The organism is Sulfurivermis fontis (genome assembly GCF_004001245.1).
In the GTDB taxonomy this organism is placed as follows: domain Bacteria; phylum Pseudomonadota; class Gammaproteobacteria; order Thiohalomonadales; family Thiohalomonadaceae; genus Sulfurivermis; species Sulfurivermis fontis.
In genome coordinates, this window is the sequence record NZ_AP018724.1 from 2,224,753 (window position 1) to 2,238,351 (window position 13,599).

Below are 13,599 nucleotides of genomic sequence, written 5' to 3' on the forward strand. Positions count from 1 at the left end.
AGGAAGTTCCAAGTTGCAAGTTGCAAGTTACAAGTGCAGGAAATCTTTTCTCGTCACTCGTAACTTGTCACTTGTGACTGTTGTTTTCGACCGCCTCGCTCATGCGCTCGATGAACGCCTTGACGCGGGCGTGCTTCATCTTCATCGCCGCCTTGTTCACCACCAGGCGCGAACTGATGTCCATGATGTGCTCCAACGGTTCCAGGCCGTTGGCCTTCAGGGTATTGCCGGTTTCCACCAGGTCGACGATGCAGTCGGCCAGGCCCACCAGCGGCGCCAGTTCCATGGAACCGTACAGCTTGATCAGGTCCACCTGGCGGCCCTGGGCGGCATAGTAGTTCCGGGTGATGGTGAGGTACTTGGTGGCGACACGCAGGCGGCGGCTCGGCGCCACGCCGGGCTTGCCCGCCACCATCAGGCGGCAGCGCGCAATCTTCAGGTCGAGCGGCTCGTACAGACCCTCGCCGCCGTGTTCCAGCAGTACGTCCTTGCCGGTGACGCCGAGGTCGGCGGCGCCGTATTCGACGAAGGTCGGCACGTCGGCGGCGCGGATGATCACCAGCTTCACGTCGTCCCGGTTGGTGTCCAGGATCAGCTTGCGGCTGGTCTCCGGATCGTCCTTGGGCACGATGCCGGCATGGGCCAGCAGCGGCAGCGTGTCCTTGAAGATGCGGCCCTTGGACAGGGCGATGGTCAATGTCTCGCTCATGGCATTACGTCGCGCAGCAGGCTGCCGGCGCGGCTGCGCTGGAAGCTCTTGTCCGGCAGGCGCTGGATGCGCGCGCCGAGCTGCTGCAGCTTTTCCTCGATACATTCATAACCGCGATCGATGTGGTAGATGCGGTCGACGATGGTGTCACCCTGCGCCACCAGGCCGGCCAGCACCAGGCTGGCGGAGGCGCGCAGGTCGGTGGCCATCACCGGCGCGGCGGTAAGCCGGTCCACGCCGGTGGTGATGGCGGTGTTCCCCTCCAGGCGGATGTTGGCGCCCATGCGCTGCAACTCCTGCACATGCATGAAGCGATTCTCGAACACCGTCTCGGTGATGATCCCCGAGCCCTCGGCAATGGCGTTGAGGGCGGTGAACTGCGCCTGCATGTCGGTGGGAAAGGCCGGATAGGGCGCGGTGTGCACGTTCACCGCCTTGGGCCGGCGCCCCTGCATGTCCAGACTGATCCAGTCGGCACCGGTCTCGATCTCGGCGCCGGCCTCGCGCAGCTTGGCCAACACCGCATCGAGCAGCGCCGGGTTGGTGTCCTTCAGCTTCACCTTGCCGCCGGTGATCGCCGCCGCCACCAGATAGGTGCCGGTCTCGATGCGATCGGGCATCACGTCGTAACGGCCGCCGTGCAGCGTATCGACGCCCTCGATGGTGATGGTGTCGGTACCGGCGCCGGACACCTTGCCGCCCATCATGTTGATGCAGTTGGCCAGGTCCACCACCTCAGGTTCACGCGCGGCGTTCTCGATCACCGTGGTGCCCTGGGCCAGGGCGGCGGCCATCATCAGGTTCTCGGTGCCGGTGACGGTGACCAGGTCCATCACCAGCTTGGTGCCCTTGAGGCGCTTGGCGCGGGCCTTGATGTAACCGTTTTCCACCGTGATGTCGGCGCCCATGCGCTGCAGGCCGGTGATGTGCAGATTCACCGGACGCGAGCCGATGGCGCAGCCGCCGGGCAGCGACACCTCGGCCTGGCCGAAGCGCGCCACCAGCGGCCCCAGCACCAGGATCGAGGCGCGCATGGTCTTCACCAGCTCGTAGGGCGCAACGAAAGACTTGATGGTGGAACTGTCCACCTCGGTGTTGAGCTTTTCGTCCACCGTCAGGTGCACGCCCATCTGGCCGAGCAGCTCCATGGTGGTGGTGATGTCGTGCAGATGCGGCACGTTGCCCACGGTGAGGGGGGTGTCGGCCAGCAGGGTGGCGGACAGGATCGGCAGCGCCGCGTTCTTGGCGCCGGAGATGCGTATCTCACCGCTGAGTCGGCTGCCGCCGGTGATGATCAGTTTATCCATGGACTGGCTCCGGCCCGCGTACCGCGCAGGCCGCCGGTTCGGTGTAGGGGATCAGAAGGACACCTTCAGCTTGCGCTGGGTCTCCCACTCCTGCGGCGTGTAGGCCTTGATGGACAGGGCATGGATGGCGCCGCTGGTGATGCGATCACCCAGGGTGGCGTACACCAGCTGCTGCTCCTTGACCATGGACAGGCCCTCGAAGGCCGCGCTGATGACAGTGGCGTCGAAGTGGCTGCCGTCGCCGCTGACGATGGCCTCGCAGCCGGGAATGCCGGCCTCGATGAGGCGCTTGATCTCGCTCGGTTCCATGGGGGACTCCAAACCATGCCGGAAAAACAAGGGGAGGAATGATACCCCCTGAACCGCGATTTTGTAAGCTGGAAAACGGGACGCGGTCCCCGGAAACGCCCGCCGCGGCAAGGGTTGCGCCGCGCCGACGCCCTCAGGCCAGCGCGAGGATGTCGCTCAGGCCCGAGGCGGCGGCGATGGCCCGCATCTGCGCTGGCACCGCCTGGAACTGCAATTCGCACCCCGCACCGCGTGCCAGACGCAGCCATTCGATGAGCAGGGCCAGGCCGGCGCTGTCGGCGCGACCGACGCCGGACAGATCGACCCGCAGCGGACCGCGGCAGGCACTGAACAGGGGTTGGCTGGCCGCCAGCAGGGCACCCACCGTGGCGAAGGTCAGATCGCCCGCGACGCGCAGGCCGTCGGCGTCCTTGTCGATGCGCGGCGTGCTCACTCCTTGCCGGTCTCCGCCTTGTCGAACAGGAACTTGCCGATCATCTGTTCCAGCACCAAGGTGGACTGGGTCAGCTTGATCTCGCCGCCGTCCTTGAGCACGTCCATATCCCCCCCCGGTTCCAGGCCGACATATTTCTCGCCCACCAGGCCGGAGGTCAGCACGGCGGCGGAGGTATCCGCCGGCAACTGATCGTAGGCGGCGCCGATACGCATGGACACCACCGCCTGGAAGGTCTGCGGGTCGAACTCGATGGCGGTGACACGGCCGACGCGCACCCCCGCCACCGTCACCGGCGAACGCACCTTGAGGCCGGAAACATTCTCGAAACGGGCCTTGATGGTATAGCCCTGGTCATCACCCACCACGGTGAGATTGCTCACCTGCATCGCCAACATGAACAGCGCGGCCAGACCCGCCGCCACGAACACGCCGACCCAAATTTCCACCATTTTCGTCTGCATCAGTCCACTCCGAACATCAGGGCCGTCAACACGAAGTCCAGTCCCAGCACCGCCAGCGAGGAATGCACCACGGTACGGGTCGTCGCCCGGCTCACCCCTTCCGAGGTGGGCACGGCGTCATATCCCTCGAACACGGCGATCCAGGTCACCACCGCGCCGAATACCAGGCTCTTGATCACGCCGTTCATCACGTCATCGTCGAAATCCACCATCGACTGCATCTGCGACCAGTAGCTGCCCTCGTCCACACCGAGCAGGCCGACACCGACGAAATAGCCGCCGTAGACACCGACCAGGCTGAAGATGGCCGCCAGCAGCGGCATGGCGAGGAAACCGCCGAGGAAGCGCGGCGCCAGCACCCGCTTCACCGGGTCCACCGCCATCATCTCCATGCCGGACAACTGCTCGGTGGCCTTCATCAGGCCGATCTCGGCGGTGAGGGCCGAACCGGCACGGCCGGCGAACAACAGGGCCGTCACCACCGGACCCAGCTCGCGCACCAGGGTCAGCGCAATCACCGGACCGAGCGACGCCTCGGCGCCGAAGTCTACCAGGGTGTTGTACAGCTGCAGGCCCAGCACCATGCCGACGAAGGTGCCGGACACCACGATGATGAGCAGGGACAGCACACCGATGGAGTACACCTGCTGCACCACCAGCCGCGGCCGCAGCACCAGGCCCGGCACACCGCGCAGCAGCGCCAGTAGCAGCAGGTGGCCGCGCCCGAGGCGCTCGAAGAAGCTCAGGCCGTGACGGCCCAGTTGCGCCAGCCAGTCCAGCATCAAACCCTCCCCTCGCGCCCGGCCAGCAGGTCCTCGGCATAGGGCGCGGCGCGGTAATGGAACGGCACCGGCCCGTCGGGCAGCCCCTGCAGGAACTGCTGCGCCCAGTCGGAACTGGAACGTTCCAGTTCGGCCGGTGTACCGTGCGCCACCACCTTGCCGCCGGACAGCAGGTAGATATAGTCGGAAATGGCCGCCGTCTCCTGCACGTCATGGGAGACGATGATCGAAGTCAGCCCCAGGGCGTCGTTGAGGGAACGGATCAACTTCACCAGCACACCCATGGAGATGGGGTCCTGCCCGGTGAACGGCTCGTCATACATGATCATCATCGGGTCCAGGGCGATGGCGCGGGCCAGGGCGACGCGGCGCGCCATGCCGCCGGACAGCTCGTTGGCCATCAGGCCGCGCGCGCCGCGCAGGCCGACGGCCTCCAACTTCATCAATACCAGGTCGCGGATCATCGACTCCGGCAGGTCGGTGTGCTCGCGCAACGGAAAGGCGACGTTTTCGTAAACGTTGAGGTCGGTGAGCAGGGCGCCGGACTGGAACAGCATGCCCATGCGCTTGCGCAGGTCATACAGCGCACGATGGCTGAGGCGGTGCACGTCCTGGCCATCGACGGTGATGCTGCCGGCGTCGGGCCGCAACTGGCCGCCGATGAGCTTGAGCAGGGTGGTCTTGCCGGTGCCGCTCGGCCCCATGATGGCGGTGACCTGGCCGCGGCGGATATCGAGGTCGACGCCGTCGAAGATGGGGCGGCTGCCGCGCGCAAAGCGCAGCCCGCGAATCTGTACCAGCGGTGAATTCGAGTCTTCGGTCATATAAACAAAAGGCCCCGGCGGGGGCCATGCGACGCTCCTTGTTGAGGCGGCAGTGTCGACGACTTGCGCCGCGCCGTCAACCGTAGCGACCGAGCAATTGTGTGATGGTCTGCGCCGTGCGCAGGACTTGCAGCGACGGCGGCGCACCGACCACCAGCAGCACGCCATCCGCCGGCAGCCCCTCGATCAGCCCGCGCAGGGTGGCGGCATCGGCTCCGCCCTCCCAGCGCACCACCGGCAATCCGCCCGCGCCCGCCACGCCGCCGTAGCGCCCGCCCAGGGCCGCGGTCAATTCCAGCGGCGGGACAATGTCCGCGCCCTCCAACAAAAAGCGAAACCCCTCCGCCGTATCCGCCGCCCATTGCGCCGCCGTCGCCACATCGGCCCGGCGCCACAGCGCCGCCGGGACCACCACGGCACGGAATTCGTTGGCGTAATAGGTCAGCCGCCACTCGGGCGGCAGGTCGTCGGGATAGAAGGTACCGGACCAGCCGGCGTGGTCCCAACCGAGGGAGGCGATGTACATGCGTATTACCAGCGTTGCGGCGGCTTGCGGGAGGCATGAAACACGCGCAGGATTTCGATGCATTGCAGGCGCGGATTCACGCGATAGGGGATAAGGTAACGCCTCCGGTTGATCACCAATTCGCGGGTACCGTGGATGCGACCGGGTTGTCCCAGCGCCGGGTTCTCCGCCAACAGGCTGACCGCCTGCCAAATGCGTTGCACCACCATGCGCGCAGCCGCCGGATCCTCGCGGGCAACGTAAGAGGCTTCCTGCTCAAGATTGCCAAGCGCCTTGCGCAGCCATCTAATCTCCATTCACGCCCCACCGCCCAAGCACGTCATTGACCTCCTCTGCCGAAGCGAAGTCCCCCGCATCCGCCTCCTGCAAAGCGGCCTGGATCTCCCGGATCTGCCATTCGTTCAGTTCAACGAACTCACGTATCGCTTCGGCGGCCAAAAACGATTTGGAACGGTGGGTCGCCGCCGCCAAGTGTTCCAGCCGCTCCTTCAAATCGGGTTCCAATCGGACGGTCATCGTCGTAGACATGGCTTACCCCTCGCAGGTACTCTAATGTGTACATCCTAGCACACGGTCCTGATTCAGGAAAAACCGGCCCGCTTGCAACTTGTCACTTGAAACTTGAAACTGCCCCTCATGGGTGAAATCCTCAAATTCAAGCGTCCCTCCCCCGCCGAAAAGCACAAGGGCAAGACCCTGTGCAAGAGCGGCTTTCACCGCTGGGAAGTGCAGAAAGAACAGCCCTTCGACGTCAAGCTGGGCCGGCTGGTAACCCTGTACCGCTGCGCCCGCTGCGGCGCCACCAGAACCGAGGCGAAATAGCCGGGTTTCAGGTTTGGGGAAAAATAAGGTAAGGTGCCGCTCGTTCCGCGTGACAGCCAACACCAACCAGAAAGCCTCCGACCTTGAATCCGCGTCTTCTCCTCCTGCCCCTGCTCCTCGCCCTCACCGGCTGCGCCACCGTGCCCGGCGAGCGCGACCCACGCGATCCCTGGGAGAGCTTCAACCGCGGCATGTACGACTTCAACACCGATTTCGACAACAAGATTCTCAAGCCGGTGGCCGAGGGCTACGTCAACGTGGTGCCGCAGACGGCGCGCACCGGCGTGTCCAACTTCTTCAGCAACCTGGGCGACGTGGTGGTGCTGGCCAACGACCTGCTGCAATTCAAGCTGCGCCAGGCGGCCTCGGACTTCTCGCGCCTGGTGTGGAACAGCACGGTGGGCCTGGCCGGCCTCATCGATGTCGCCACCCCCATGGGGCTGCCCAAGCACGACGAGGATTTCGGCCAGACCCTCGGCCACTGGGGTGTCGGCTCCGGCCCTTATCTGGTGCTGCCCTTCCTCGGCCCCAGTTCGCTGCGCGACGGCACCGGCCTGGCAGTGGATCGAAGCCAGTTCAACCTCGTCAACGAAGTGGAGAGCGACGGTGCCCGCTATACGCTCATCGGTCTTGAGGCCGTGGATACCCGCGCCAGCCTGCTGCACACCACCCGCCTGCTGGAGCAAGGCGCCCTCGACCCCTATCTATTCCTGCGCGAATCCTATCTGCAGATGCGGGAAAACCTGGTCTACGATGGCAACCCGCCGGCGCCCGCCTTCGACCTGGACGAATTCGACGATCTGCCGCCGGATGAACCGATGGCGCAGTAACTGCCGTGCACCGGCGCCCGGCGGGAAGGACGAAGAACACAGGTACGAGGGGCGAGAGATCGAGCGCGCCGCGCGCAGCCCACATCAACCGTCGCGCTGCGCTACATCCCTTCGTACCTCATCCCTTGCCCCGCGTGCCTGTGTTCTTCGTATCTCGTAGCTGTCTTCTTGTGGCAGAATGCCCGGCTTCAACCCCTTTGAACCACTGACCATGCTCTGGACCTCGTTTCTAGCCATCCTCGGCGGCTTCGTGCTGCTGGTGTGGGGCGCCGACCGTTTCGTCACCGGCGCCGCCGCCACCGCCCGCAACCTGGGCGTATCGCCCCTGATCATCGGCCTGACCATCGTCGGCTTCGGCACCTCGGCGCCGGAGATGCTGGTCTCGGCCATGGCCGCCTGGGCCGGCAATCCCGGCATCGCGGTGGGCAATGCCATCGGCTCCAACATCACCAATGTCGGCCTGGTGCTCGGCCTCACCGCCCTGCTCAGCCCCCTGACGGTGAAGTCGGAGACCCTGCGCCGCGAGTTCCCCATCCTGTTCGCCGTCACCACCCTGGCCCTGATCCTGCTGCTGGATGGCGAGCTCAGCCGTAGCGACGGCGTGATCCTGCTGGCCGGTTTCGGCCTGATGGTTTACTGGCTGGTGAGTCTGGGCCTGCGTGAGCGTGCCTGCGACCCGGCGCTGCAAACCTGCGACCCGATACAGGACGAATTCGCCGAGGAGATCCCCGCCGACATGCCCATGGGCCGCGCCCTGTTCTGGGTGGCGCTGGGCCTCGTGGTGCTGCTGCTCAGCTCGCGCCTGTTGGTGTGGGGCGCGGTCAACGTGGCGCAGTATTTCGGTGTGTCCGACCTCATCATCGGCCTGACCATCGTCGCCATCGGCACCAGCCTGCCGGAACTGGCCGCCTCCGTCGCCGGCGCCCTCAAGGGGGAGGACGACATTGCCATCGGTAACGTGTTGGGCTCCAATATGTTCAATCTGTTGGCCGTGCTCGGCCTGCCCGGTCTGATCAGACCCCTGGCGACCCCGAACGGCGTGATGGAGCGTGACTTCCCCATCATGTTCGGCTTCACCGTGCTGCTGTTCGCCTTCGCCTACGGCTTCCGCGGCCAGGGCCGCATCAACCGGCCGGAGGGCGGTATCCTGCTGGCCGGTTTCTTGGCCTATCTGGGCCTGTTGTTCCATGCCAGCACCCAGTAAGGAGGCAGTCCCATGCAAACGGAAGAGTTCAGCGTGCAAAACGTCAAATGCGGCGGCTGCGTCGCCAACATCCACAACGGCCTCCAAGGACTGCCCGGCGTCAGCGCCGTGGAGGTGACGCTGGCGGGACAAGTGACGGTGCGTGGCGAAGGACTGGATCGCGCCGCCCTCACCGCCAAGCTGGCCGAACTGGGCTATCCGGTGGCCGGATGACGCGCCCCGCCGACGACGACAAGCTGCAGCAGCTCGGCCGCGCAGTGCTGGAGACCGAGGCCGCGGCGGTAGCCGCCCTCAGCGGTCGCATCGATGCCGGCTTCGCCCGCGCCTGCCGCCACCTGCTGGCCTGCGAGGGCCGCATCGTGGTCACCGGCATGGGCAAGTCCGGCCACATCGGCGCCAAGATCGCCGCCACCCTGGCCAGCACCGGCTCGCCGGCCTTCTTCGTCCACCCCGGCGAGGCCAGCCACGGCGATCTCGGCATGATCACCCCCAAGGACGTGGTGCTGGCCCTGTCCAACTCGGGCGAAACCGAGGAGATCCTCACCATCCTGCCCCTGCTCAAGCGCCTCGGTGTGCCACTCATCACCCTCACCGGCAACCCGCGCTCGCGCCTGGCCAAGGCCGCCGAGGTCAACCTGGATGTCAGCGTGGCCAAGGAGGCCTGTCCGCTGGGCCTGGCCCCCACCGCCAGCACCACCGCCACCTTGGCCATGGGCGATGCCCTGGCCGTGGCCCTGCTGGAGGCGCGCGGCTTCACCGCCGAAGACTTCGCCCTGTCCCATCCGGCCGGCAGCCTGGGCCGGCGCCTCTTGCTGCGCATCGAGGACATCATGCACACCGGCGAGAGCATTCCCCGCGTCGGCGCGGAGGCGTCGCTGCGCGACGCCCTGCTGGAAATGACGCGCAAGGGGCTGGGCATGACCGCGGTGGTGGACGAGCGCGGCCGCATCATCGGCATCTTCACTGACGGCGACCTGCGCCGCCTGCTCGATCACGGCGAGGTTTCCATCGCCGGCATGCAGGTGGCCCAGGTGATGACCCGCGGCTGCACCACCGTCCGCGCCGACCTGCTCGCCGCCGAGGCACTGCGCATCATGGACGAGAAGCGCATCAACGCCCTGCCGGTGGTCGACGCCGACGGCGTGCTGTGCGGAGCCATCAACATGCATGACCTGCTGCGCGCCGGCGTCGTGTAGCGACGCAGGTACGAGATAACAAGCTACGAGGGACGAGGAATGAGTCGCTACGCGACAATCTTCTATAAACACACGCGCGCAGCGCACCCCGGCCTCGTGTCTCGTACCTTGTCCCTCGTACCTTGTTTTGGGGTTATGTGATGCAGGACATACTGGAAAAAGCCGCACAGATACGCCTGGTGATCTTCGACGTCGACGGCGTGCTCACCGACGGCAGCCTGTACCTGGGCGATGACGGCCAGGAATACAAGGCCTTCCACTCCCGCGACGGCCACGGCATGAAGATGCTGCAGGCCAGCGGCGTGGAGATCGGCATCATCACCGGCCGCACCTCGCAGGTGGTCAAACACCGCATGGACAGCCTCGGCATCCGTCATGTCTACCAGGGCAAGCTGGAGAAGCTGCCGGCCTTCGAGGAACTGATCGCCAAGCTCGGCCTGGCACCGCATCAGGTGGCCTACACCGGTGACGATGTAGTGGACCTGCCGGTGATGCGCCGCGTCGGCCTGGCCCTGGCGGTACAGGACGCCCACCCCCTGGTCAAACAGCATGCCCACTGGATCAGCGAGCACGGCGGCGGTCGCGGCGCCGCGCGCGACGTATGCGAACTGATCATGCGCGCGCAGGGCACGCTCGATGCCCAGCTGCAACACTATCTCGCATGAACCGCCGCCTCCTTGCCGTCACGCTGCTGGTCGCCCTCGCCCTCCTCGCCCACTGGCTGTTCAGCCGGCGCGAGGAGACCGAGCGCGAGCGGGCCGCCGAGGCAAGACACGTGCCGGAATATTTTCTGCGCGACTTCATCACCACCACCATGAACCTGGAGGGCCGGCCGGACCAGCGCCTGGCCGCCGAATTCATGCTGCGCTACGCCGATGACGGCTCGATGGACCTGACCGCGCCGCGCATGACGCTGTACGACACGGCGGACGGCACGCCGCCCTGGCAGATCGACGCCGCCCGCGGCCTGGTCAGCGGCGACGGCAGGGAAGTGCAGCTGTCCGGCGGTGTGCGCATGACCCGCGAGGACGCGGGCGGCCTGCTGGTGCTCACCACCGACGCCATGCTGCTGCGGCCGAAGGAGCGCTACGCCGAAACGGATGCCCCGGTCACCATCACCAACCCGGAGGGCCGTGTCGACGCCGTCGGCATGCGCGCCTACATGAAGGAAGAGCGCCTGGTGCTGCTGGCCCAGGTCAGGGGGAACTATGTCCCGTCACCTTAAGCTTCTCGGCTGCCTCCTGCTCGCCCTGCCGGGCCTGGCCGCCGCCCTGGAGAGCGACCGCCGACAACCCATCCACGTGCGTGCCGACTGGGCGGAAATGGACAACCGCAGCGGGGTCAGCACCTACCGCGGCAATGTGGTGCTGGATCAGGGCACGCTGCACATGGAGGCCGACCTGCTCAAGGTCTACCGCAGCAACGACGAACTGGATCGCCTCGAGGCGGAGGGCCGGCCGGTGCGCTTCCGCCAGCGCCCGGAGGGCGCCACGGCGGACGTCGAGGGCGAGGCCCTGCGGCTCGACTACCGCGTCAGCGAAGATCGCCTGCATCTGCGCGGCGCCGCCTGGGTCCAGCAGGGCGGCGACCGCTTCAGCGGCGAGCGCATCGACTACGACATCGTGCAGAGCCGGGTGCAGGCCAGCGGCCAGGACAACGGCGGCGGCGGCCGTGTCCATGCCGTCATCCAGCCGCGCACCGAAGGGGAGAAGAAACCATGACCAGCGCCCGCCTCAGTGCCGAAGGGCTGGCCAAGCGCTACAAGGCGCGCACCGTGGTCAAGAGCGTCTCGCTGCACATCGACAGCGGCGAGGTGGTGGGTCTGCTCGGCCCCAACGGCGCCGGCAAGACCACCTGCTTCTACATGATCGTCGGCCTGGTCCCCTGCGATGCCGGCAGCATCACCATCGACGGCCTCGACATCACCCGCGACCCCATCCACCGCCGCGCCCGGCGCGGCGTCGGCTACCTGCCGCAGGAGGCCTCGGTGTTCCGCAAGCTCACCGTGACCGAAAACATCCTCGGCATCCTGGAGACCCGCAGCGAACTGTCCCGCGCCCAGCGCGAGGAAAAGCTGGAGGGCCTGCTGGAGGAGCTGCACATCGGCCACATCCGCAACAACACCGGCATGAGCCTGTCCGGCGGCGAGCGGCGCCGGGTGGAGATCGCCCGCGCCCTGGCCATGGAGCCCCGCTTCATCCTGCTCGACGAACCCTTTGCCGGCGTCGACCCCATCTCGGTGCTGGATATCCAGGGCATCATCAACCACCTGCGCGAACGCAACATCGGGGTCCTCATCACCGACCACAACGTGCGCGAGACCCTCGGCATCTGCGGCCGCGGCTACATCATGAGCGACGGCCAGGTCATCGCCGCCGGAACGCCGGAAGATTTGCTGAAGAATGAGCAGGTTAGAAAGGTTTACCTGGGCGAGGGGTTCAAGCTTTAGGGTGCCCGGCCAGGTACGCGGTTCAAGGTACGAGAGGCGAGGGAGACCTGCGCTGCGCAACGCCCGGGCAGTTTGGCCGCTCACAGCGCGCTCCGTAACTCGTATCTCGTCCCCCGAATCTCGTACCTTTCTTACCCTGGCATGCTCTTTGCGGTAGAATCCTCCTCCCGCCTCCCGGCGCCCCAATAACCCAATGAAACAGTCATTACAGCTCCGCCTCGGTCAGCAGCTCACCATGACCCCGCAACTGCAGCAGGCGATCCGCCTGTTGCAGCTGTCGACGCTCGAGCTGCAGATGGAGGTGCAGCAGGCGCTGGAATCCAACGTCATGCTGGAACTGGCCGAGGAGGGCGAGGACGAGGGCCTGGAAGGTCTCGACGCGGGTGACGAAGCCATCGCGCCGGTGCCGGAAGCGGACAACTACCCCGACAGCGAAGTGGCGGAGGCCGCGCCGCGCCACGAGGCCCCCGCCGCCGAGCACGACCTGGAACTGCAGACCAGCAGCGACATCCCCGACGAACTGCCGGTGGACAGCGCCTGGGAAGACATCTACGACAACATCAACAGCGGCGGCACCTCCAGCTACGACAGCGAGGACTACGACACCGACTACGGCGACACCTCGGGCGAAACCCTGCAGGAACACCTCACCTGGCAACTGCGCCTGATGCCCATGAGCGACACCGACCGCGCCATCGCCGAGGCCATCGTCGACGCGGTGGATGACGACGGCTTCCTCAGCGTGCCGCTGGAGGAGCTGTATGAAGGCCTGCGCGGGGAATTTGACATCGACCCGGACGAGGTGGAGGCGGTACTGCACGCAGTGCAGAACCTCGACCCGCCGGGGGTGGCGGCGCGCGACCTGCGCGAAAGCCTGCTGCTGCAGCTGCGCCAGCTACCGGAGGACACCCCGCAGCGCGCAGCCGCAGTGCAGTTGCTCACCGACCATTTCGACCTGCTGGCCGGCCGCGACTACAACCAGCTCAAGCGCCGTCTCAAGCTGGAGGACGAGGAACTGGGCCGCATCATCAAACTGATCCAGTCGCTCAACCCGCGCCCCGGTGCGCAGATCTCCAGCGCGCGCACCGAATACATCGTGCCCGATGTCATCGTGCGCAAGGTCAAGGGCGCCTGGCGTGTGGAGCTGAACCCGGAGGCGGCGCCGCGCCTGCGCATCAACGCCACCTACGCCGGCCTGATGAAACAGGCCGGCTCGGCCAGCGACAACACCACTCTGAAAAACCACCTGCAGGAGGCGCGCTGGTTCATCAAGAGCCTGCAGAGCCGCAACGAGACCCTACTCAAGGTGGCCAGCTGCATCGTCGAACACCAGCGCGGCTTCCTGGAACAAGGCGAGGTGGCAATGAAGGCGCTGGTGCTGCATGATATTGCCCAGGAGGTGGGCATGCACGAATCCACCATCTCCCGCGTGACCACCAAGAAATACATGCACACCCCGCGCGGGATTTTCGAGCTGAAGTATTTCTTCTCCAGTCACGTCAGCACCGCCAGCGGTGGCGAGTGCTCGTCCACCGCCATACGGGCATTTATCAAGAACATGATCGCCGAGGAAAATCCGGCCAAGCCGCTCAGCGACAGCAAGATCGCCGAAGTGCTTTGCAAACAGGGGATTAACGTGGCCCGTCGCACCGTCGCCAAATACCGCGAAGCCATGAACATCCCGCCGTCCAACGAACGCAAACGTCTGTCCTGATTTCATCACCTATTGCACTTGAACCGTCCC

Annotated in this window: 20 protein-coding genes; 10 read left to right on the forward strand and 10 right to left on the reverse strand. The window is 66.0% G+C overall.

The genetic code is table 11. The features are described 5' to 3' along the window. Nucleotides 1–67: 67 nt before the first annotated feature. The 10 genes from hisG to relB all read right to left on the reverse strand — a co-directional run bounded on the left by hisG (nucleotide 68) and on the right by relB (nucleotide 5,882). Entirely contained in the window at nucleotides 68–709 is a 642-nt protein-coding gene (hisG, locus tag EP379_RS11270; protein ID WP_127477899.1) for an ATP phosphoribosyltransferase, read from the reverse strand. Further along, nucleotides 706–2,016 (reverse strand): UDP-N-acetylglucosamine 1-carboxyvinyltransferase, encoded by a 1,311-nt coding sequence (gene murA, locus EP379_RS11275; protein ID WP_127477900.1) that lies wholly within the window; start codon nucleotides 2,014–2,016, stop codon nucleotides 706–708. The genes hisG and murA overlap by 4 nt, the downstream gene beginning before the upstream one ends. Before the next feature lie 51 nt (nucleotides 2,017–2,067). Next, a complete protein-coding gene (locus EP379_RS11280) occupies nucleotides 2,068–2,325 on the reverse strand; it encodes a BolA family protein (protein WP_127477901.1) in 258 nt (85 codons plus the stop codon). A 133-nt stretch (nucleotides 2,326–2,458) separates the two neighbouring features. After that, entirely contained in the window at nucleotides 2,459–2,758 is a 300-nt protein-coding gene (locus EP379_RS11285; RefSeq protein WP_127477902.1) for an STAS domain-containing protein, read from the reverse strand. Continuing rightward, the gene (mlaD, locus tag EP379_RS11290; RefSeq protein ID WP_127477903.1) at nucleotides 2,755–3,222 is read right to left on the reverse strand and encodes an outer membrane lipid asymmetry maintenance protein MlaD; all 468 of its coding nucleotides are present in this window, start codon (nucleotides 3,220–3,222) and stop codon (nucleotides 2,755–2,757) included. Before mlaD ends, EP379_RS11285 begins: the two co-directional genes overlap by 4 nt. Beyond that, nucleotides 3,222–4,004 carry a lipid asymmetry maintenance ABC transporter permease subunit MlaE gene (gene mlaE, locus EP379_RS11295; protein WP_127477904.1) on the reverse strand — a complete coding sequence of 261 codons (783 nt, stop codon included), beginning with the start codon at nucleotides 4,002–4,004 and terminating at the stop codon, nucleotides 3,222–3,224. The genes mlaD and mlaE overlap by 1 nt, the downstream gene beginning before the upstream one ends. Continuing rightward, a complete protein-coding gene (locus EP379_RS11300) occupies nucleotides 4,004–4,828 on the reverse strand; it encodes an ABC transporter ATP-binding protein (protein ID WP_127477905.1) in 825 nt (274 codons plus the stop codon). The genes mlaE and EP379_RS11300 overlap by 1 nt, the downstream gene beginning before the upstream one ends. 76 nt (nucleotides 4,829–4,904) lie before the next feature. Continuing rightward, complete coding sequence (locus tag EP379_RS11305; RefSeq protein WP_172600456.1) at nucleotides 4,905–5,354, reverse strand: DUF72 domain-containing protein; 450 nt, start codon at nucleotides 5,352–5,354, stop codon at nucleotides 4,905–4,907. 5 nt (nucleotides 5,355–5,359) lie between these two features. Beyond that, entirely contained in the window at nucleotides 5,360–5,650 is a 291-nt protein-coding gene (locus EP379_RS11310) for a type II toxin-antitoxin system RelE/ParE family toxin (RefSeq protein WP_127477907.1), read from the reverse strand. Next, nucleotides 5,640–5,882 carry a type II toxin-antitoxin system RelB family antitoxin gene (gene relB / locus EP379_RS11315; RefSeq protein WP_127477908.1) on the reverse strand — a complete coding sequence of 81 codons (243 nt, stop codon included), beginning with the start codon at nucleotides 5,880–5,882 and terminating at the stop codon, nucleotides 5,640–5,642. The genes EP379_RS11310 and relB overlap by 11 nt, the downstream gene beginning before the upstream one ends. 108 nt (nucleotides 5,883–5,990) lie before the next feature. Here relB and EP379_RS11320 point away from each other — a divergent pair, with 108 nt between their 5' ends. The 10 genes from EP379_RS11320 (at nucleotide 5,991) to EP379_RS11365 (ending at nucleotide 13,569) form a co-directional block, all read left to right on the forward strand. Then, nucleotides 5,991–6,176: a hypothetical protein gene (locus EP379_RS11320; RefSeq protein ID WP_127478906.1), complete on the forward strand. Its 186-nt coding sequence runs from the start codon at nucleotides 5,991–5,993 to the stop codon at nucleotides 6,174–6,176. A gap of 83 nt (nucleotides 6,177–6,259) precedes the next feature. Next, a complete protein-coding gene (locus EP379_RS11325; RefSeq protein ID WP_197722779.1) occupies nucleotides 6,260–7,006 on the forward strand; it encodes an MlaA family lipoprotein in 747 nt (248 codons plus the stop codon). Nucleotides 7,007–7,217: 211 nt separating this feature from the next. Then, the gene (locus tag EP379_RS11330) at nucleotides 7,218–8,210 is read left to right on the forward strand and encodes a calcium/sodium antiporter (protein ID WP_127477909.1); all 993 of its coding nucleotides are present in this window, start codon (nucleotides 7,218–7,220) and stop codon (nucleotides 8,208–8,210) included. Nucleotides 8,211–8,222: 12 nt separating this feature from the next. Further along, nucleotides 8,223–8,423, forward strand: a complete 201-nt coding sequence (locus EP379_RS11335) for a heavy-metal-associated domain-containing protein (protein WP_127477910.1) — start codon at nucleotides 8,223–8,225, stop codon at nucleotides 8,421–8,423. Further along, nucleotides 8,420–9,406, forward strand: a complete 987-nt coding sequence (locus EP379_RS11340; RefSeq protein ID WP_127477911.1) for a KpsF/GutQ family sugar-phosphate isomerase — start codon at nucleotides 8,420–8,422, stop codon at nucleotides 9,404–9,406. Before EP379_RS11335 ends, EP379_RS11340 begins: the two co-directional genes overlap by 4 nt. A gap of 137 nt (nucleotides 9,407–9,543) precedes the next feature. Continuing rightward, a complete protein-coding gene (gene kdsC, locus EP379_RS11345) occupies nucleotides 9,544–10,071 on the forward strand; it encodes a 3-deoxy-manno-octulosonate-8-phosphatase KdsC (protein WP_269471024.1) in 528 nt (175 codons plus the stop codon). After that, complete coding sequence (lptC, locus tag EP379_RS11350) at nucleotides 10,068–10,631, forward strand: LPS export ABC transporter periplasmic protein LptC (RefSeq protein WP_172600457.1); 564 nt, start codon at nucleotides 10,068–10,070, stop codon at nucleotides 10,629–10,631. Before kdsC ends, lptC begins: the two co-directional genes overlap by 4 nt. After that, nucleotides 10,615–11,127: a lipopolysaccharide transport periplasmic protein LptA gene (lptA, locus tag EP379_RS11355; protein ID WP_127477914.1), complete on the forward strand. Its 513-nt coding sequence runs from the start codon at nucleotides 10,615–10,617 to the stop codon at nucleotides 11,125–11,127. The genes lptC and lptA overlap by 17 nt, the downstream gene beginning before the upstream one ends. After that, nucleotides 11,124–11,855, forward strand: coding sequence for an LPS export ABC transporter ATP-binding protein (gene lptB, locus EP379_RS11360; RefSeq protein WP_127477915.1), 732 nt, complete (start codon nucleotides 11,124–11,126; stop codon nucleotides 11,853–11,855). The genes lptA and lptB overlap by 4 nt, the downstream gene beginning before the upstream one ends. A 193-nt stretch (nucleotides 11,856–12,048) precedes the next feature. Next, nucleotides 12,049–13,569: an RNA polymerase factor sigma-54 gene (locus tag EP379_RS11365; RefSeq protein ID WP_127477916.1), complete on the forward strand. Its 1,521-nt coding sequence runs from the start codon at nucleotides 12,049–12,051 to the stop codon at nucleotides 13,567–13,569. Nucleotides 13,570–13,599 lie beyond the last annotated feature (30 nt).